At 74.3% G+C, this 19,674-nt stretch carries 16 protein-coding genes; 9 read left to right on the plus strand and 7 right to left on the minus strand.

Annotated features, from left to right (window positions below; genetic code table 11):
- The first annotated feature begins 4 nt into the window (after positions 1-4).
- The 3 genes from ABEB07_RS24060 (at position 5) to ABEB07_RS24070 (ending at position 2,382) form a co-directional block, all read left to right on the plus strand.
- On the plus strand, positions 5-736 hold the full coding sequence (locus ABEB07_RS24060; protein WP_345670246.1) for a GOLPH3/VPS74 family protein: 732 nt from the start codon (positions 5-7) through the stop codon (positions 734-736).
- Between the two features lie 380 nt (positions 737-1,116).
- Positions 1,117-1,974, plus strand: coding sequence for a helix-turn-helix domain-containing protein (locus ABEB07_RS24065; RefSeq protein ID WP_176149391.1), 858 nt, complete (start codon positions 1,117-1,119; stop codon positions 1,972-1,974).
- A gap of 216 nt (positions 1,975-2,190) precedes the next feature.
- Positions 2,191-2,382, plus strand: coding sequence for a DUF397 domain-containing protein (locus tag ABEB07_RS24070; RefSeq protein ID WP_176149392.1), 192 nt, complete (start codon positions 2,191-2,193; stop codon positions 2,380-2,382).
- 109 nt (positions 2,383-2,491) lie between these two features.
- Here ABEB07_RS24070 and ABEB07_RS24075 read toward each other — a convergent pair whose 3' ends face one another.
- The 3 genes from ABEB07_RS24075 to ABEB07_RS24085 form a co-directional block, all read right to left on the minus strand.
- A complete protein-coding gene (locus ABEB07_RS24075; protein WP_345670249.1) occupies positions 2,492-3,610 on the minus strand; it encodes an ADP-ribosylglycohydrolase family protein in 1,119 nt (372 codons plus the stop codon).
- A gap of 188 nt (positions 3,611-3,798) precedes the next feature.
- Positions 3,799-4,368: a hypothetical protein gene (locus ABEB07_RS24080; RefSeq protein WP_345670250.1), complete on the minus strand. Its 570-nt coding sequence runs from the start codon at positions 4,366-4,368 to the stop codon at positions 3,799-3,801.
- A 99-nt stretch (positions 4,369-4,467) separates the two neighbouring features.
- Positions 4,468-7,053: a bifunctional FO biosynthesis protein CofGH gene (locus tag ABEB07_RS24085; RefSeq protein ID WP_345670251.1), complete on the minus strand. Its 2,586-nt coding sequence runs from the start codon at positions 7,051-7,053 to the stop codon at positions 4,468-4,470.
- A 382-nt stretch (positions 7,054-7,435) separates the two neighbouring features.
- On the opposite strand from ABEB07_RS24085, the gene ABEB07_RS24090 reads away from it, so the two are divergent.
- The 3 genes from ABEB07_RS24090 to ABEB07_RS24100 all read left to right on the plus strand — a co-directional run bounded on the left by ABEB07_RS24090 (position 7,436) and on the right by ABEB07_RS24100 (position 11,728).
- Positions 7,436-8,266 (plus strand): SAM-dependent methyltransferase, encoded by an 831-nt coding sequence (locus ABEB07_RS24090; RefSeq protein ID WP_345670252.1) that lies wholly within the window; start codon positions 7,436-7,438, stop codon positions 8,264-8,266.
- A gap of 138 nt (positions 8,267-8,404) precedes the next feature.
- Positions 8,405-11,347: an AfsR/SARP family transcriptional regulator gene (locus ABEB07_RS24095; protein ID WP_345670253.1), complete on the plus strand. Its 2,943-nt coding sequence runs from the start codon at positions 8,405-8,407 to the stop codon at positions 11,345-11,347.
- A gap of 213 nt (positions 11,348-11,560) precedes the next feature.
- Positions 11,561-11,728, plus strand: coding sequence for a hypothetical protein (locus ABEB07_RS24100; protein ID WP_203633724.1), 168 nt, complete (start codon positions 11,561-11,563; stop codon positions 11,726-11,728).
- 140 nt (positions 11,729-11,868) lie between these two features.
- Here ABEB07_RS24100 and ABEB07_RS24105 read toward each other — a convergent pair whose 3' ends face one another.
- The 3 genes from ABEB07_RS24105 to ABEB07_RS24115 form a co-directional block, all read right to left on the minus strand.
- Positions 11,869-12,426: a hypothetical protein gene (locus ABEB07_RS24105; protein WP_345670255.1), complete on the minus strand. Its 558-nt coding sequence runs from the start codon at positions 12,424-12,426 to the stop codon at positions 11,869-11,871.
- A 174-nt stretch (positions 12,427-12,600) separates the two neighbouring features.
- A complete protein-coding gene (locus tag ABEB07_RS24110) occupies positions 12,601-14,940 on the minus strand; it encodes an outer membrane protein assembly factor BamB family protein (RefSeq protein ID WP_345670256.1) in 2,340 nt (779 codons plus the stop codon).
- A gap of 343 nt (positions 14,941-15,283) precedes the next feature.
- Positions 15,284-16,015: a VOC family protein gene (locus ABEB07_RS24115; RefSeq protein ID WP_345670257.1), complete on the minus strand. Its 732-nt coding sequence runs from the start codon at positions 16,013-16,015 to the stop codon at positions 15,284-15,286.
- 134 nt (positions 16,016-16,149) lie between these two features.
- Between ABEB07_RS24115 and ABEB07_RS24120 the strand changes: the two genes are divergently transcribed.
- Positions 16,150-16,785, plus strand: a complete 636-nt coding sequence (locus ABEB07_RS24120; protein ID WP_345670322.1) for a TetR family transcriptional regulator — start codon at positions 16,150-16,152, stop codon at positions 16,783-16,785.
- Positions 16,786-16,916: 131 nt separating this feature from the next.
- Positions 16,917-17,588, plus strand: coding sequence for a pyridoxine/pyridoxamine 5'-phosphate oxidase (locus ABEB07_RS24125; protein ID WP_345670258.1), 672 nt, complete (start codon positions 16,917-16,919; stop codon positions 17,586-17,588).
- A 12-nt stretch (positions 17,589-17,600) separates the two neighbouring features.
- Here ABEB07_RS24125 and ABEB07_RS24130 read toward each other — a convergent pair whose 3' ends face one another.
- Positions 17,601-18,212 (minus strand): GNAT family N-acetyltransferase, encoded by a 612-nt coding sequence (locus ABEB07_RS24130; RefSeq protein WP_345670259.1) that lies wholly within the window; start codon positions 18,210-18,212, stop codon positions 17,601-17,603.
- Positions 18,213-18,366: 154 nt separating this feature from the next.
- Between ABEB07_RS24130 and ABEB07_RS24135 the strand changes: the two genes are divergently transcribed.
- Positions 18,367-19,602, plus strand: a complete 1,236-nt coding sequence (locus ABEB07_RS24135) for a flavin-containing monooxygenase (RefSeq protein ID WP_345670261.1) — start codon at positions 18,367-18,369, stop codon at positions 19,600-19,602.
- Positions 19,603-19,674 lie beyond the last annotated feature (72 nt).

The raw sequence follows: 19,674 nt of genomic DNA on the forward strand, positions 1-19,674 counted from the left end.
ATGGATGGGCAGGAGCCGCAGAACCATTCCGGAGGAGCTTCTGCTGCTGGCGCTGGACCCGACCACGGGTACCACTGCACAGCCGCAGTCGCTCGACCTGGGTCTGGCCGGAGCGCAGCTAGTGGAGCTGGCGCTGGCCGGACGGATAGCCCCAGACGGGGATCGTATCGCCGTGGTGGTGCCACGGCCGACAGGAGATCCGACTCTGGACTGCGCGTTGGAGTTGCTGCGAAGGCGCGGCGCTCCGGTACGGGCCGTCCACTGGATCGGCGGGCCCCGTCTCGGGCTCCGCCAGACCTATCTCTCGCATCTGGAGCGGTGCGGCATGGTCGCCGCCGTGCCCGGCCAGATGTGCGGGGTGCTGCCGACGACGCGCTACCAGGCGACGGACACGGCCATCAGCCGGGAGATCAGGGCCCGGCTGGACTCCGCGATCCGCACCGGCGTGCCGCCGGACCCGCGGACGGCGGCGCTCGCCGCGCTGGCGCACGCGGTCGGCCTCGGCAAGCACCTGTATCCGGGCAACGAGGGCCGCTCGTCGCGTTCCCGGCTGCGGGACCTGATCCGGCACGACCCGATGGGCGGACTCGTCGCGCACGCCGTGATGGACGTCCAGAACGGCGCGGCGGCCCAGCCACGCCGCGGCCAGGCCACGGCCGGGGCCCGGCCGGAACCCGCCCGCGGCGTGCCGATGCAGGCGCACCACGGGTCCATGGCGCGCGCCGTGGCCCACTGAGGCACGGCACGCACGGACACCGGCACGGCAGGCGCCATCCACGCCACGGGCGCCACGCACGGCACGCACGGCACGCACGACCCACCGCGCTCATGAACCACCGCACGCCACGCACCACAGCACGCCACGAACGACCGCCGCACCGCACGTCCCCAGTCCCGGTTCCGGGAGCCGCAGGCCGAGCGGGGTGGGGAGGCCCCAGGGTCTCGCCACCCCGCTCCGCCGTGTCCGGGGCGCGCGGCACCCGATCCGGCGTGCACGCGAACTGGCGCGCGGCGGCCGCATATCCGGCGTTTTCCAGCGGCGGGAAGCACGTTGGTGGCAATCTGCTCAACAGCAGATACGCAAAGTAGAGGTACGCAGCCGGAGGTGCACGTCCCGTGGCGTCCAATGTCAATCCCACCGTCCGGCGGCGCCGGCTGGGCCAGGAACTGCGCAGGCTCCGTGAGCTGAAGGGCATGACGGCCGAGGAGGTGGCGGAGCGGCTGCTGGTGTCGCAGTCGAAGATCAGCCGCCTGGAGAACGGCCGGCGCAGCATCAGCCAGCGCGACGTCCGCGACCTGTGCGGGGTCTACGAGGTGGAGGACCACCGGATCGTCGAATCGCTGATGCAAATGGCCAAGGACTCGCGCCAGCAGGGCTGGTGGCACTCCTTCGGCGACATCCCATACAGCGTCTACATCGGTCTGGAGACGGACGCGGCGAGTCTGCGGGTCTACGATCCGCAGGTCGTCCCGGGCCTGTTGCAGACCCGGCAGTACGCGGAGGCGCTGATCGCCGGCGCGCTGCCGGAGACGGCGCCCGCCGACGTCGACAAGCGCGTCCAGGTGCGGCTGCGGCGGCAGGAACGAATCTCCGCCGCGGAGAACCCGTTGCGGCTGTGGACGGTGCTCGACGAGGCCGCGCTGTGCCGCACCGTCGGCAACTCCGACGTGATGCGCGACCAGTTGGAGCACCTGGTGGAGCAGTCCCAGCTGCCGCACGTCACCGTGCAGGTGATCCCCTTCGACATGGGCGCGCACCCGGGTCTGAACGGGCAGTACGCCATCCTGGAGTTCCCGGACGCGGCGGACTCCAGCGTCGTCTACATCGAGGGCGTCACCAGCGACCTGTACCTGGAGAAGGCCAACGACGTGCAGAGGTACAGCGTGATGTACGAGCACCTGCGGGCCCAGGCGCTGAACGTGGAGCAGTCGCGCGAGTTCATCGCGAAGATGGCCAAGAAGCACGCTAGTTGACGAGCGGGCGGCACGGTACATCGTGATCTCGCTACGTGGAAGACCTGTGGAAAAAAGCCATTCGGACGAGTGAACGGGTTTCCTCCGACACCGAGTCCGGCGAGTAGCGTCGATCACGCCATCGAGCAAGAACGGTGGCGTGAACCGCGCTGTGGGTTTCCGACGCGTCGTGCGGTGTCAGCGACTCAACCACACCACTCGCATTCCGGAGCAGAAATGGCAATTCGTCAGGGCGCCACGGCCACCTGGACCAAGTCCTCGTACTCCACGGGCAACGGCGCGTGCGTCGAGATCAAGTCACCGGTGACCGCGGCCATGGCCGTCCGGGACTCCAAGGTCACCGAGGGGCCGGTGCTCGACTTCCCCGCCGAGGCGTGGAACTCCTTCGTGCACGCGATGAAGGCGTGAGGGGGAGCGACCCCCAGCACCTGGAGCCCTCTCGACGAGGTCGCCGTCCTTGCCGAGGGGGCTCTGTCCTGCCCGGCCTCCGGGCCACGACGCGCGAGGACGGACCGGTCTAGGCGCCCCTCGGGTACCGGGCCAGCCAGCCCGGGGACGAGCCGCCGGGGCCGTGCAGGGCGGGGCCCTGGGTCATCTCCATCGCGAAGTCGTCCGCCAGGGCCAGCAGGGTCGGACGGCCCTCCAGCTCGGCCAGCCAGGCCGGCGGGAGGGCCGTCTCGCCGTGCAGGGCGCCCAGCAGGCCGCCGGTGAGCGCGCCGGCCGCGCCCGAGGGCCCGCTCTGGTTCACCGCCAGGCACAGCCCGTGCCGTACGTCCTCGCCGACCAGCGCGCAGTACACGGCGACCGCCAGCAGCTCCTGCGCGCTCCCCTCCCGCGCCAGCTCCGCCACCCGCCCGGGGCCCGGCATGCCCTGGCGCACCGCGCCCAGCGCGTGCTGGAGGGCGTCCGACACCGGCTGGTGCCCGGGCCGTACGGCCAGCAGCGCCAGCGCCTTCTGCACCGCGCCGTCGAGATCGTCGCCGCGGGCGAGGCCGTGCACGATCACGGCGTACGCGCCGGCCGCCAGGCACGCGGCGGGGTGGCCGTGGGACTGTGCGGCGCACTCGACGGCGAGCTGCACCACGAGCTGCGGCTCCCAGCCGACGAGCAGCCCGAACGGCGCCGATCTGGCGGCCGCCTCCGGTCCCGGCTCGGCGGGGTTCTTGGGCGCCTCCAGGGTGCCCATGACGTCGTCGCCGAAGCCGAGGAGCAGCGCCCGCGGCGCGTCCCGGCGGGCGTAGAGCCATTCCTCCCGGGCCAGCCAGCCGTCCTCCGCGCGCCGTTCGTCGGGCCCCCAGTCGCGCTGGGTGGCCGCCCACCGCAGATAGGCCCGGTGCAGGTCGGTCGGCGGGTGCCAGGCGCCGGTGTCGCGGCGCACCTGGGCGCGGATCAGCCCGTCGACGGAGAACAGGGTGAGCTGGGTGAGGTGCGAGACCGCGCCGCGCCGGCCGTGCGCGGGCAGCAGGTCGACGACGCCCTCGACGCCGTGCTCGGCCTGGATCTCCGCCAGGTCGAGCCGGTCCACCGGCGCGCCCAGCGCATCCCCGAGCGCCGCCCCGAGCAGGGTGCCGCGCACCCGGCCGCGGAAGTCCTGCTGTTCGGCGCGGCCCCAGACGACACCGGTCGTCGTACTCACCCAGACCTCCCTCACGGCACCGTCCGTACGCACGACGCTCGGCACTGTAGTCGAACGGGAAGGCTGTGTTCAGGGGGCGATTTCGGGCGGGGCGCCGTCCGCCGGGGGCGGGGGCGCCGCCAGGTGTCGGGGCGGGGCGGCGCTAGGCGACGGGGCGGGGCGCAGCCAGGTGTCGGGGCGGGGCGCCGCTAGGCGACGACCACGACCCGGGTCGCCTTGGCCGCGAACGTCCACAGGGCCGCGCCGTCGGCCTTGCCCGTGCGGACGCCGCCCGTCTTGACGTCGGGGGCGACCGGCGGCGGCGAGGCGCCGTCCACGGCGTTGCTGAAGGCGACGAAGACGCCCGCCTTGCCCGCGAAGTACAGGACGTGCTCGATGCGCACGCCGTCGGAGCCGGTGCCGGTCTCCGTCCGCTTGGAGATCGCGTAGGCGCCCGGGTCCGGGTTCACCGTGCCCGGCCAGACGGCGAAGGTGCGCACCGGCATGCCGCGCACGTCCATCAGCCACACCCGCTTCTGGCCCAGCGAGTAGACCACGCGGCGGCCGGTGCCCGAGCCGGCCGGCGGCTCGGGCGGGGTGCTGGGCTTGGGCGAGGCGGCCGGGTGGTGCGCGCCGGCCGACGCCGACGTGCTCGGGCGGGCGGTCGCGGCCGTGGGCTGCGGACCGTGGCCGGCCTGTACGGCGAGCACGGCGACCGCCGCGACGGCTCCCGCGGTCAGGCCGCTGACCCAGGCCCACGAAGGTATTCGGGCCGGCATGGGCACGCATCTCCTCGGCTACTCGACCCCTCCTGTCGGGGCCGGATCATCCTACTGCGAGCGATCCGGGCCCCGACCGGTCAGCGGACGCCGGACGGCTCACTCCAGCACCGGCAGCAGCTTCGGCAGGTGCCCGTCCGAGGCCGCCGCCGCGCGCTGCCGCTCCTCGGGCACCTCGCCGTAGAGCGTCGTGCGCGGCCTGGCCGGACGGCCGGCCGCCGCCGCCACCGCGACGAGGTCCTCGACCGACTTGTACGACCCGTACGACGAGCCCGCCATCCGCGAGATCGTCTCCTCCATCAGCGTGCCGCCGAGGTCGTTGGCGCCCGAGCGCAGCATCTCGGCCGCGCCCTCGGCGCCCAGCTTGACCCAGCTCGTCTGGATGTGGGGGATGTGCGGGTGCAGCAGCAGCCGGGCCATCGCGGTGACCGCGCGGTTGTCCCGCACCGTCGGGCCCGGGCGGGCGATGCCGGCCAGGTAGACGGGGGCGTTGGTGTGCACGAAGGGCAGGGTGACGAACTCCGTGAAGCCGCCGGTCTCCTGCTGGACGCGGGCGAGGGTGCGGAAGTGGCCGAGCCAGTGGCGGGGCTGGTCGACGTGGCCGTACATCATCGTGGAGGACGAGCGGATGCCCAGCTCGTGCGCGGTCGTCACCACCTCGATCCAGGTCGCCGTGGGCAGCTTGCCCTTGGTGAGCACCCAGCGGACCTCGTCGTCCAGGATCTCCGCCGCCGTGCCGGGAATGGTGTCGAGGCCGGCCTCCTTGGCCGCGGTCAGCCACTCGCGGATCGACATCCCGGTGCGGGTCGCGCCGTTGACCACCTCCATCGGCGAGAAGGCGTGCACGTGCATGCCGGGGACGCGCTCCTTGACCGCCCTCGCGATGTCGAAGTACGCGGTGCCGGGCAGGTCCGGGTGGATGCCGCCCTGCATGCACACCTCGACCGCGCCCACCTCCCACGCCTGCTGCGCCCGGTCGGCGACCTGGTCCAGGGAGAGGGTGTAGGCGTCGGCGTCGGTGCGGCGCTGGGCGAAGGCGCAGAAACGGCAGCCGGTGTAGCAGACGTTGGTGAAGTTGATGTTCCGCGTGACGATGTACGTCACGTCGTCGCCCACCGCCGCCCGGCGCACGTCGTCCGCGATCCGGCACAGCGCGTCCAGGGCGGGGCCGTCCGCGTGCAGCAGGGCGAGGGCCTCGGCGTCGGTGAGCTTCGTCGGGTCGTCGGCGGCGGTGCGCAGCGCCTGCCGCACGTCGGTGTCGATGCGCTCGGGGACCATGCCGGGGGCGGCCGCCTCGCGCAGGGCGTCCCAGTCGCCGTAGACCTCGTCGAAGTCGTCGCGGCGGTCGGCGGTGCGGCCCTCGGTGTCGATGGCGGTGTGCAGGTCGGTGCGTCCGGAGGAGGTGAACGCCTCGTCCGGCTCCTGCCAGGGGCGGCCCTCGACGACGGCGTCCGCCCGGGCGAGGCCGGTCGCCGGGTCGGCCAGGGCGCGCACGTGCGGCAGCAGCCGCGGGTCGAGCCAGGGTTCGCCGCGGGTGACGAACTCCGGGTAGACGCAGAGCCGTTCGCGCAGTTCGAAGCCGGCCACGCGGGAGTGCTCGGCGAGCTTGTCGATCTGCGGCCAGGGGCGCTCGGGGTTGACGTGGTCGATGGTGAGCGGGGAGACGCCGCCCCAGTCGTCGACGCCGGCGCCGATGAGCCGTCCGTACTCGCCGTCGACCAGGTTGGGCGGGGCCTGGAGGCAGGCGGCGGGGCCCATGAGGTGCCGGGCGACGGCGACGGTGGCGACCAGTTCGTCCAGTTCGGCGTCCGGCATGCCGCGCATCGCGGTGTCCGGCTTGGCGCGGAAGTTCTGGATGATCAGCTCCTGGACGCCGTGGTAGGCGCGGGCGACCTTGCGCAGGGCGAACAGGGACTCGGCGCGCTCCTCGTACGTCTCGCCGATGCCGATGAGGATGCCCGAGGTGAACGGCACCGAGGAGCGCCCGGCGTCCTCCAGCACCCGCAGCCGTACGGCGGGTTCCTTGTCCGGGGAGCCGTGGTGCGGGCCGCCCGGCTCCGACCACAGGCGGGTCGCGGTGGTCTCCAGCATCATGCCCATGGAGGGCGCGACCGGCTTGAGCCGCTGGAAGTCGGTCCAGGTCAGGACGCCCGGGTTGAGGTGCGGCAGCAGTCCGGTCTCCTCCAGGATGCGGACGGAGACGGCGCGGACGTAGGCGATGGTGTCGTCGTAGCCGTGCGCGTCGAGCCACTCGCGCGCCTCCGGCCACCGGTCCTCGGGCTTGTCGCCGAGGGTGATCAGGGCTTCCTTGCAGCCGAGTGCGGCGCCCTTGCGGGCGATGTCGAGGACCTCGTCGGGGGACATGAACATCCCGTGGCCGGCGCGGCGCAGCTTGCCGGGGACGGTGACGAACGTGCAGTAGTGGCACTTGTCCCGGCACAGCCGGGTCAGCGGGATGAACACGCTCTTGGAGTAGGTGATGACGCCGGGGCGGCCGGCGGCCTCGAGTCCCGCGTCGCGCACCCGGGCGGCGGAGGCGGCGAGGTCGTCGAGGTGCTCGCCGCGGGCCTGGAGCAGCACCGCCGCCTCGGCCACGTCGAGTGCGACGCCGTCCCGGGCACGCTTGAGCGCGCGACGCAGGGAGTTCTCGGTGGGGCCGGTTCCGTAGGTCGCGGAAGTCGTCATCCTTCGAGCATACGGTCGTGATGATCAGCGCAAACGGCGGCGGGGCGGGCGGTGCGCGGCCCGGCGACGGTCCCCGGCGGCGGTCCCCGGCCGTGGCCGGCCGGACGTCGGCCGGCGAGGTCTCGAACCGCTTCGGCAGGTCGTGGCCGCCGGCGGGGCGTTCCGGGAGCAGGCCGGGCAGTGCGTGTCTCAGGCTCGGTCCGCTGTGTCGCCCCCGTCCGTAGCGAGGCCGCGGCCACGGTCACGGCCGCGGCCACCGGACAGGCCGCCCGGTGACGGCGCCGGGAACCGCCCGGTGCGGCGCGGGCGTTGGGACATATGTTGGCCGCGACACACGACGTACGCACGGGACGGCCGGGGCCCGGCCGGGGAGATGGGAACCATGAGCGAGCACGCGCACACCTCCGCCCCCGGGGCGGCCGCCGACCGGATCGACACCTCGGTGCCGCACTCGGCCCGGATCTGGAACTACTGGCTGGGCGGCAAGGACAACTACCCCGTGGACGAGGCGGCCGGCGACGCCTACACCGCCGTCTTCCCCGGCATCGTGACCATCGCCCGCAGCAGCCGCGCCTTCCTCGGCCGCAGCATCCGGTACCTGGTCGAGGAGGCCGGCGTACGCCAGTTCCTGGACGTCGGCACCGGCCTGCCCACCCAGGACAACACCCACGAGGTCGCCCAGCGCGGCGCGCCGGACGCCAGGATCGTCTACGTCGACCACGACCCGCTGGTGCTCGCCCACGCCCGCACCCTGCTCTACTCAAGCCCCGAGGGCGCCACCGCCTACGTCGAGGCCGACCTGCACGACACCGACCGCATCCTGGCGGCCGCCGCCGACACCCTGGACCTGTCCCGGCCCACCGCCCTGATCCTCAGCGGCACCCTCGGCCACGTCGCCGACCACGCCGAGGCGTGCTCCGTCGTCGCCCGGCTGCTGGCCGGCCTGCCCTCGGGCAGCTACCTGTCCGTCAACGACGGCTCCCGGGGCACCGACCCGGAGTACGAGCGCGCCCAGGACGCCTACAACGAGACCGGCGCCGTTCCCTATTTCCTGCGGCCCGTCGAGGAGATCGAGGGCTACTTCGAGGGCCTGGAACTGGTCGCGCCCGGCGTGGTGCCGGTGCCGCTGTGGCGGCCGGAGCCGGCCGCGGACGGCGGCGCCGGCGTCCCGAAGCCGATCGGGCAGCACGGCGGACTGGGCCGCAAGCCCTGATCCACAGTTGTGAGGGCCTTGTGACACCGCGCCCCGCGGCCTGTGATCGCCGTCTCGCGGAGCTGACGCATCCGGCACGAGCAAGGCAAACTGGGCCTCTCGACGGTGGTTGGTTCGGCAGGTGGCCAGGGGGCAGCGATGGACGGTGTACCGCGAATGCCTGAGCAGCGGGGTCCCGGAGCACCGGCGACGCTGCGCTTCGGCGTCCTCGGCCCGGTGCGCGCCTGGCGCGGGACGGAGCTGCTGGCCACCGGCTCACCGCAGCAACGCGCCCTGCTCGCCGCCCTGCTGCTGCGCGAGGGCCGGACGGCGACCGCGGCCGAGCTGATCGACGCGCTGTGGGGCGAGGAACCGCCGCACCAGGCGCTGGCCGCGGTGCGCACCTACGCCTCCCGGCTGCGCAAGGCCCTTGACCCGCAGATCCTGGTCAGCGAGTCCGGCGGCTACGCCGTACGCGGCCTCGGCGAGGGCGCGCTCGACCTGGCCGCGGCCCAGGAACTGGCGGCCGAGGCCGACAAGGCCCGCTCGGCCGGCGACCTCGGGCGCGCCCGCGAGGCGCTGCGCGGCGCGCTCGGCCTGTGGGACGGCGAACCGCTGGCCGGGCTGCCGGGCCCGTACGCCGAGGCGCAGCGCGCCCGCCTTGAGGAGTGGCGGCTGCAACTGCTCGAAGCCCGGCTCGACATGGACCTCGAACAGGGCTGCCACGCGGAGGCCGTCTCCGAGCTGACCGCGCTGACCGCCGCGCACCCGCTGCGCGAGCGGCTGCGCGAACTGCTGATGCTCGCCCTCTACCGCAGCGGCCGCCAGGCCGAGGCCCTCGCGGTCTACGCCGACACCCGGCGGCTGCTCGCCGACGAACTCGGCGTGGACCCGCGCCCGGAACTGCGCGACCTCCAGCAGCGCATCCTCCAGGCCGACCCGGCCCTCGCCGAACCCTCCGCGCCGCCCGCCGAACCGCCGCCCGCGCCGGTGCGCCCCGCCCAGCTCCCGGCGACCGTGCCCGACTTCACCGGCCGCTCCGCCTTCGTGGTCGAGCTGAGCGAGGTGCTGGCGTCGGCGGACGGCCGGGTGATGGCGGTCTCCGCGCTGGCCGGGATCGGCGGCGTCGGCAAGACCACGCTGGCCGTGCACGTGGCGCACCAGGCCAGAGCCGCCTTCCCCGACGGCCAGCTCTACGTCGACCTCCAGGGCACCGGCTCCCGCGCCGCCGAACCGGAGACCGTCCTCGGCTCCTTCCTGCGCGCCCTGGGCACCGCCGAATCGGCGATCCCGGACTCCCTGGCGGAGCGCGCGGCGCTGTACCGCTCGGTGCTGGACGGCCGCCGGGTGCTCGTCCTGCTGGACAACGCCCGCGACGCCGCCCAGGTCAGACCGCTGCTGCCGGGCACCGAGGGGTGCGCGGCCCTGGTCACCGCCCGGGTGCGGATGGTGGACCTGGCGGGCGCGCACCTGGTGGACCTCGACGTGATGAGCCCGGAGGAGGCGCTGTCCCTCTTCACCAAGATCGTGGGCGAGGAGCGGGTGTCCGCCGAACGGGAGGCCGCCCTCGACGTCGTCGCCGCCTGCGGCTTCCTCCCCCTGGCCATCCGCATCGCCGCCTCCCGGCTCGCCTCCCGGCGCACCTGGACGGTGTCGGTGCTGGCCGCGAAGCTCGCCGACGAGCGGCGGCGGCTCGACGAGCTCCAGGCGGGCGACCTGGCGGTCAAGGCCACCTTCGAACTCGGCTACGGCCAGCTGGAGCCGGCCCAGGCCCGCGCCTTCCGCCTGCTGGGCCTGGCCGACGGCCCGGACATCTCCCTGGCCGCCGCGGCCGCCCTGCTCGACCTGCCGGCGGAGGACACCGAGGACCTGCTGGAGTCCCTGGTCGACACCTCCCTGCTGGAGTCCGCCGCGCCCGGCCGCTACCGCTTCCACGACCTGGTCCGCCTCTACGCCCGCGCCTGCGCGGAACGCGACGAGCAACCCCTGAGCGAACGCGACGCGGCTCTGTCGCGGCTGCTCGACTTCTACCTGGCGACGGCGGCGGGGGTGTACGCGATCGAACGCCCCGGCGACCGGCTCGTCGACCACCTGGAGAAGACGGCCGTGCCCGGACTCGTCTTCCCCGACCGCCGCGCCGCGTGGGACTGGCTCTACGCCGAGGCGGTGCCGCTGCTGGCCTGCGTACGGCAGTCCTCGGGCCCGACGACGCTGCGCCGGGCCGTCGACCTGCTGTGGGCGGCGGTCGACCTGGCCGAGTCGGGGGCGAACTCCAAGGAGTACGAGGCGGTCGGAGCGGCGCTGCGCGACGCCGCGCGCGAGGCGGCCGACAGCCGGTCCGAGGGGCGTGCCGTCCTGGTGCTGGCCAACGCCCGCCACTGGTCGGGCCAGTTCGACCAGGCCGACGAGGAAGCCCGCCAGGCCCTCGCCCTCGCCGAGTCCGCCCATGACGCGCTGCCGTGCTGCTGGGCCGCGAACATCCTCGGGGTGTTCGCCTTCTACCAGAGCCGGTACACCGAGGCCGAGGAGTATCTGGAGCGGGCCATAGCGGACTTCCGCGCCTGCGGCGACCTCTCGGGGGCGGCGGCTGCGCTGTGCAACCTCTCCCGTCTGCACCTCCAGACGGGCCGGGCCGACAGCGCCGTGGACCTCGCCCGGCAGGGCACGGAGATGTACGAGGAACTGGGCCACCTCCTCAAGGCGGCCAACGGCCACTACGCCCTCGGAGTCGCGCTCGGCAAGAGCGGCCGGCCGGCCGACTCCACCGGGCATCTGAGCCAGGCGCTACAGGTGTTCCGGGCCAGCCGGCAGCGGCTGTGGGAGGGCATGACCCTCTTCCGCCTCGCCGAAGTGGACCTGCTGGCCCAGCGTCCTGCCCAGGCGGCGGCAAACGCGGAGATGGCCCTCACCCCGCTGCGGGAGATCGGCGGCGCGTGGCGGCGCGGGAACGTGCTCACCGTGCTCGGGCAGGCACTGAACGGCATCGGTCAGTCCGGCAGGGCCGAGGTGTGCTGGCGCGAGGCGCTGGACATCTACCAGCGGCTCAACTCACCTGAGGCCGCCACCGTCCAGGCTCTGCTGGCGTCGGCGAACGTCGCCTGAGGGGCGCCTCGCCGGGGCGTTCATCGAACGTTTATCACCCCACGGCATGCTTCTCCTATCGGTCCGTCACGTCGGGGGGCGTACGGGCCAGCGGGGAGACCGCCGCGCTCGCGATCTAGAGTGGCGGCTCCATGGCTCATCCGGCCATCCACGGGGGAATGTCCGGATGAGCCGGTCACGCCTTGCACGTCATCTCCAAGGGGAGGCACCACCATGAGCGACATCGCCAAGGACGAGCCGGTCGTCACGCCGGACAACACCCACATCACCGACGAGAAGGCCGGCTCGGAGATCAAGCCGCTCAACACGCACATCACCGACGCGGCGGCCGGTTCCGAGGTCAAGCCGCTCAACACGCACATCACCGACGAGAAGGCCTGACACACCGGCCTTCCGGGGGGACGGGGGGACCGGCCGCGGTGGCGCCGAGGGGGAGCCGCCGCGGCCGAGTCATGTCCGGATTCAGACGCGGTTCACCGGCGCGCCCGCTTCCTGCGGGCGCGTTCGCGTCTCACGCTCCGTCAACCGCCAGCCGGCACGGCCGCGGGGTCCGGGTCGCAGTGGTCGACCTCGTCGATCAGGCCGTCGTCCCCTACGGTGTCGTCGGCCAGGGGGACGCGGACCCGGGACTTGCCGTTCGCCGGGACGGTGACCCGGGCGGAGTGGTAGGCGATCACCTGGTCGACGGTGTTGCGGAAGTCGACGCTGACGGTGAAGTCCACTTCGGCGCCGTTGGGGTTGGCGACCTCGACGGTCGCGTACGGCGCCTTCGGCGTCGCGCAGCTCACCAGCCGCACCGTGCCCTCGGCCGGGCCGTCGCCGCTCGCCGTGCCGGAGGACGACGGCGTGGAGCGGTACCCGGGGCGGCGGTTGTAGGAGCCGCCGCTCGTGCCGCCGCTGCCGTAGGTCTCCTCGTCGTCGGTGTCGTCGTACGAACTCCCGCCGCCCGACGAGGACGACGACGTGCTGTCGTGGTCCTGGTGCGAGCTGCTGCACCCGCCCCCTCCGCCGCCGTGGCCGTGACTGTGGCCGTGGCCCCGGGAGAAGCCGGTCAGCGCCAGTACCGTCGCCCCCAGCACCGCCGCCAGCCTGAGGCTGCGACCCCGTCCCCGTCCCCGCGCTTCGCGTGCTCCCCGTATATGCATGGCGGTCACCCTATCGACCGGGCGACGGGTGCCGCGCACCTGCTGTAGCCCCGCGGGAGCGGACGGTGACGCGGTGCGGTGGCCGTCACCGGCGGCCGCGGGGCCCGGTCACGTGGTGCGCGCCGTGCCCGTTCCCTTCTCCGCGTCCAGCGCGTACACGCAGCGGTCCTTGCTGCACGCGTAGACGACGCCGTCGCGCACCACCGGGGAGCCGGTGATCTCGCCGCCGGTGGCCAGCTTCCAGCGCAGCCGGCCGTCGTCGGCCTTCAGCGTGTACAGCAGGCTGTCGGTGGAGCCGAAGTGGATGCGCCCCTCGGCCACCGCCGGGGAGCCGACGATCTCGCCGCCGGACTGGAAGCGCCACTTGGGCGTGCCGGTCACCGCGTCCAGGGTGTAGAGGCCCTGGCCGCTGCCGACGTGCACATGGCCGGCGGCCACCAGCACCGGGTCGATCGCGGCCCGCGCCTCGGTGGCGATGCGCCAGCGGTCGCGGCCGTCGGCGGCGTCGAGGGCGTAGACCGTGCCGAGGTAGTCGGCGAGGTAGACGCCGCCGCCGGTGACCGCCGGGCCGGGGGCGAAGGCGGGCGGGCACAGGAACACCGCGGGGGCCTCGAAGTGCCAGCGGACGTGCCCGCTCGCCACGTCGAGGGCGACGACGCGGGTGCCGGCGCAGACGTAGACGCGGCCGTCGGGGGCCGGGGTGACGCGGACCGGGACGCCGCCGCAGGAGGCCGCGTCGCCGATCGGGTACGCCCAGCGCTCCTCGCCGGTGCGGGCCTCCAGGGCGCGCAGCCGGGCGTCCTGCCAGACGTAGACCGTGCCGTCGTGCAGGGCGGGGCCGGCCTCGGGGGTCTCGAAGTCGCTCTGGCAGCCGGTGATCTCCCACAGCTTCTGGCCGCCGGCCGCCTCCCAGCCCTGGACGCCGCCGCCGCGGGTGCCGGTGACGACGGTGCCCCGGTCGGCCTTGAGGGAGTACACCCAGGCGTCGGTCTGGAGCCGCCACAGGTCGGCGCCCTCACGGGCGTCCAGCGCGAACAGGGTGGGGCCGTCGGAGGCGTGGACGCGGCCGTCGGCGACCGCCATCGACCAGGCCACGTCACGGGTCTTGAAGCGGCGGCGGCCGGTGGCCACGTCCAGGGCGTGCACCTCGAAGGAGGTGACGTAGACGAGGTCGTCGGCGACGGCGGGGGTGCCCCAGACGTCGTTGGACATGCGGAAGCGCCAGGGGCGCCAGCCGGGCGCGGTCTCCGGGGGCACGGCCGGCACGCCGGGCATGGGGGCGACGGCGGAGGCCATCGGGTCGGCGCCGGGGCGCGGCTTGGACCAGGAGGCGGCGAGGCCGGCCTCGGGCGGGGGCGCCTTCACGGCGGCGGCGCGGGCGTCGGCGACGCGCGGCCCGGGTCCGATCGGCACCCGTGCGCCGGCCAGCCGCACCGGGCCGGGGTCGGGCGCGCCCACCGGGAGAGGGGCGTGCGGGCCGGGGACGGCCGGGGCGTGCGAGGGCGGCGGCGGCACGTGCGGCCGGGGTCCGGGCGAGGTGGGCTGCGGGGTGGGGCGGCCGCCGCGGCGGGACTCGATCAGGCCCACCGCCGGTTCGGGCAGCCAGGCGGAGGCCGTTCCGCTGTCGTCGGAGCCGGAGCCGAAGAGGTGGGGGGCGAGCTGGGCCTGGAGGTCGGCGGGCGAGGGGCGGCCGGTGGCCTCCATCTGCATGCAGGAGTCGATCAGCGGGCGCAGCTCGTCCGGGAGACCTTCGAGGTCCGGGCCCTCGCGCAGCAGCATGAAGACGGTCTCGACCGGGTTGGCGCCGTGGAAGGGGGCGTGCCCGGTGGCCGCGAAGACGAGGGTGGAGCCGAGCGAGAAGACGTCGCTGGCGCCGGTGACGCTGCGGGAGTCCTTGGCCTGCTCGGGGGACATGTAGGCCGGGGTGCCGACGGCGACGTTCGTCATCGTCAAACGGGTGTTCGAAACGCCGGACGCGATGCCGAAGTCGATCACCCGCGGTCCGTCCTCCACCACGAGGACGTTGGACGGCTTCAGGTCCCGGTGGACCAGTCCGGCGCCGTGGATGGACTGGAGCGCCTCGGCGATGCCGGCCGCCAGCCAGCGCACCGCCTGGGCCGGCAGCGGCCCGCACTCGGTCACTATTTCTTCCAGGGAGGGCGCGGGGACGTAGGCGGTGGCCAGCCAGGGCACGGCGGCGCGCGGATCGGCGTCCACGACCGCGGCCGTGTAGAAGCCGGACACCGCGCGCGCGGCCTCCACCTCGCGCGTGAAGCGGACCCGGAAGAGCTGGTCCTCGGCCAGCTCGGTGCGGACGGTCTTGATCGCCACCCGCCGGCCGGACGCCGAGCGCGCGAGATAGACCAGCCCCATGCCGCCGGCGCCCAGCCGTCCCAGCACCTCGAACGGCCCGATCCGCCGCGGATCGTGCTGCGTCAGCTGATCCACTTGCCTGCCACCTCCCCGTACGGGCCGCGTCACCACCTGTGTACGCGGCCCCCGTGCAGCGTCTCACCCACCGCACCGCCATGGCGGCGCGCACCCCGATTCTTCCTGGCCGGGGCACTGGTTGCGAACCCGCCGACCAATCGGGATGTCCCACCGCAATTCTCCGCCAAAGCGGTGCTTTCCAGCCGGACCGCGTGCCGATTTCACCTGTCCGGGACACCCGGCCCCCGTCCGAGGGCGCCCGGACTCCGCTTTCCGGGGACGCCGGGGCTCCGTTTTCCGTTCCGGCGGGGCTCCGCGTTCCCGGCCCGGCGGGGCCCCGCCTCGTCCGTGCGGCCGGGCCTCACCGCTCCAGTACGGCGAAGGACGCCCCCTGATCGTCCACGACGACGCCGACGGTGCCGTAGGACGTCTCGAAGGGCGGTACCTGCACCCGGCCGCCCAGGGCGACGGCCGCGTCCAGGGCCTCGCCGGCCCGCTCGACGACGAAGTGGACGAGGAAGTGCGGCGGCATCTCGGCCGGGAAGACGTCGGCGACGGGGGCGCGGCCGAAGTCGGGGCGGGCGTCGGGGCCGAAGAGGGCGTCGTGGAAGAGGGAGCCGTAGAAGGCGTTGGCGGCCTCGGTGTCGCGGGTGTAGAGCTGCGCCCAGCCGAAGGCGCCGGGCTCGTGCCGGCGGCCGAAGCCGGCGCGGCCGGCCGGCTGCCACAGCCCGAAGACGGCGCCCTCCGGGTCGGCGGCCAGGACGGCCGTGCCGAGCCCGCCGACGCCCGCCGCCGGGGCGACGATTTGGCCGCCCCCGGCGAGGACCCGCCCGGTCAGCGGCGCGGGGTCCGGGGCGGCGAAGTACACCGTCCACACCGTGGGCATCCGGCCGTCCGTCTTCGGCGTCAGCGCGGCCACCGGCTCGCCGTCCAGCCGGGCCAGCACGGAGCGGCCGTACGACGGCTCCCGCTGCTCGAACTCCCACCCGAAGAGCGCACCGTAGAAGCGCCGGCCCGCCGCCACGTCGGGGAGCTGAGCGTCCACCCAGCAGGGGACGCCTTCGGTGTACACGGATGCCCTGTTTTCGGCCATGCCGCCAAAGTAACCGGCTCCTCCGCAGCCCGCAGACCAGGCACACCAGCCCCGAGCCGCCCGCGCACCCCATTTGCAGTCGGCCGAATCGCGCTCCCATCACCCCTCGGTAAGCTGACGACATGACAGGACAAGTGCGTACCGTCGACGGCCGTGTGGCCGGGCGGCGTGGGCAGGCGACCCGGCAGAAGCTGCTCGACTGCCTCAGCGACATGCTCAGCTCTTCTCCCTACCGGGACGTCAAGGTCATCGACGTCGCCCGCAAGGCGGGAACTTCGCCCGCGACCTTCTACCAGTACTTCCCGGACGTCGAGGGCGCCGTCCTGGAGATCGCCGAGCAAATGGCCGCCGAGAGCGCCGATTTGACCGGTCTGGTGCAGGGGCGCTCCTGGGTCGGCAAGGCCGGCTGGCAGACCGCCCAGGAACTCGTGGACGGCTTCCTGGAGTTCTGGCGGCGCAACGACGCGATCCTGCGCGTCGTGGATCTCGGGGCGGCCGAGGGCGACAAGCGCTTCTACAAGCTCCGGATGAAGATCCTCAACGCGGTGAACGGCTCCCTCGCGGATTCGGTAGCCGAACTCCAGTCCAAGGGCAAGGTCGACAAGGACGTGAACCCGGCGGCGATCGCCGGTTCCCTCGTCGCGATGCTCGCCGCGGTCGCCTCGCACCAGAAGGGTTTCTCCTCCTGGGGCGTGAAGCAGGCCGAACTCAAGCCGAACCTGGCTCTGTTGGTGCATCTCGGCATCACCGGCAAGAAGCCGAGCAGATAACCGGCGCCCGGTCGGCCGCCGGTTCACCCCGGCCACAAGTCCTGTCAGGCAGGCGGCGGTTCACCCGAGTGGACCGCCGCCTGTCGCGTTGTCCGGCCGGTCCCGTGGCCCGCACCGCTGATACTCGGGGCATGGACACCGATCTCCAGGAGCTGCTGAAGTCGCTGCGGGTGTGGGACCCCGAGGTCACCACGCTGCCCGGCCTCGATCCCGCCGCCGCACCCGACGCGCCCCTCCCCCTGTTCGCCGCCTGGCTCGCCGAGGCGGCGGCGGCCGGTGAGCGCGAGCCGCACACGATGTCGCTGGCGACGGCCGACGAGGAAGGGCGTCCGGACGTCCGCGTCGTGATGCTGCACGGCGCCGACGCGGCCGGCTGGGCCTTCGCCACCCACGCCGACAGCCGCAAGGGACGGCAGCTGGCCGCCCGCCCGCACGCGGCCCTCGCCTTCTACTGGCCGGTGCTCGGCCGCCAGGTCCGGGTGCGCGGCCCGGTCGCGACCGCACCCGCCGAGCAGGCCCGGGCCGATCTGCGGGTCCGCTCCACGGGCGCCCTCGCCGCCGCCCTCACCGGCCGCCAGAGCGAGGTCCTCGGCTCCCTGGAGGAGCTGGCCGAGGCGTCGCGGACGGCCTGGGAGCGGGCCGAGGACGATCCGGGGGCCGAGGCGCCGACCTGGACCCTGTACCGCCTGCGCCCCACCGAGGTCGAGTTCTTCCAGGGCGACGCCCGCCGCCGCCACGTACGCCTGCGCTACCGCCGGGCCGCCGCCGGGGACACCTGGACCCGCGAGCTGCTGTGGCCGTGACGCCTCGCCGCCTCAGCGGCCCGGGCGCGGCTCCGGCTCCGGGTCCGTCGTCAGCCGGGCGTGCAGGTGGCAGTCGCGGTAGGCGTCGTGGCGGCCCTCCTGCCACATCGCGTCGCGCTGCACCCCCTCGGCCGGGTACCCGCACCGCTCGGCGATGCGGCAGGACGCCTCGTGCCCGACGGCGTGACCCAACTCGATGCGGTGCAGGGGAAGTTCCCTGAACGCCCAGCGGGTGGCGAGCCGCAGCGCCCGGGTGGCGACGCCCTGTCCGCGCGCCTCGGGCAGTATCCAGTAGCCGACCCGCCCGCAGCGCAGGGTGCGGTTGGTGACGTGCAGGCCGACGTGGCCCAGGACGGCGCCGGTCGCCTCGTCGGTGACGCAGACGGGCATGCCACTGCCGTCGGCGGCCTCCGCCAGGTGGGAGGCGAGGGACTCGCGGGCGTCGGCGAGGTCGCGCTCCATGATCAGCGGGGTGTTCCAGCGCCGGAACTCCGGGTCCGCGCGCCCGCGCAGCCAGGTCCGTACGTCCTCCTCGCGGCCCTGGTCCCACAGGCGCAGCCGGAGTCCGTCCCCGCGCAGGTCGAGGGCGTGCGGGGCGAAGGTCTGCTCACGTATGTCGGCCATCGGGTCATTGTGGCCGAGCGGACGGCGGGTGCGCGGAGACGGCGGCCCCGAAGCGCCGGGCCGCGTACGGACCGTGGGCACGTGTGATCAATCCGCAACCAATTCCGGTCTTGACCGAGACCCATCAACCGGGTGCGTGAATACGCTCCCCCTCATGGCCGACTCCACCCCCACCACCGCCACCACGCCCGCCGACCCGACCGCCGCGCTCCCGCCCGAGCACGCCGACCGCCCCGTCTACGTCGTCGGCGGCGGCCCCGGCGGCCTGGCCGCCGCGTACGCCCTGCGCGCGCGGGGCGTACGCGCCGTCGTGCTGGAGAAGTCCGACCGGGTGGGCGCGACCTGGCGCGGCCACTACGACCGGCTCCACCTGCACACCACCCGGCGCCTGTCGGCGCTGCCCGGCCTGCCGATACCCCGCCGGTTCGGCCGCTGGGTGGCGCGCGACGACGTGGTGCGCTACCTGGAGAAGTACGCCGAGCACCACGAGCTGGAGATCGTGACCGGCGTCGAGGTCTCCCGCATCGAACGCGCCCCGGACGGCACCGGCTGGCTGCTGCGCGCCACCGGCGGCCGGGAGCTGACCGGCGGCGCGGTGGTCGTCGCCACCGGCCACAACCACACGCCCCGGCTGCCCGACTGGCCCGGCCGCGCGGGGTACACCGGCGAACTGCTGCACGCCCGCGCCTACCGCGACCCGGCGCCCTACGCCGGCCGGGACGTGCTCGTGGTGGGCGTCGGCAACACCGGCGCGGAGATCGCCGTCGACCTGGTGGAGGGCGGCGCCCGGCGGGTACGGCTGGCGGTGCGCACCGTTCCGCACCTCGTGCGCCGGTCGACCGCCGGGTGGGCCGCGCAGTACACCGGCGTGCTGTGCCGGCGGCTGCCGGTCGCCCTGGTCGACCGGCTGGCCCGGCCGCTGGCCCGGCTGAGCGTGCCGGACCTGTCGGCGCACGGCCTGCCCCGGCCGGAGACGGGCCTGTACTCACGGGTGCGGCAGGGCGCGATCCCGGTCCAGGACGTCGGTCTGATCGACGCCGTGCGCACCGGGCGGGTGGAGGTGGTGGCGGCGGTCGAGGGCTTCGAGGGCGGCGAGGTCGTCCTCGCCGACGGCGCCCGGATCGATCCCGACGCCGTGATCGCGGCGACCGGCTACACGCGCGGTCTGACGGACCTGGTCGGTCACCTCGGAGTGCTGGACGAGCGCGGCCGTCCCCGCGTGCACGGCCCGCGCACCGCCGCCGACGCTCCGGGTCTGTACTTCACCGGCTTCACCAACCCCATCAGCGGCATGCTGCGCGAGCTGGCGATCGACGCGGAGCGGATCGCGCGGACCGTCGCCCGCCGCCACGCGGGCACCCGCACGAGCCTGCCGAGCCGCACCGCGTGACCGGCCGCACCACGTGACCGGCCGTCCCGCGTGACCGGCCGCACCACGTGACCGGCCGCACCACGTGACCGG

The organism is Streptomyces similanensis (assembly GCF_039543625.1).
In the GTDB taxonomy this organism is placed as follows: domain Bacteria; phylum Actinomycetota; class Actinomycetes; order Streptomycetales; family Streptomycetaceae; genus Streptomyces; species Streptomyces similanensis.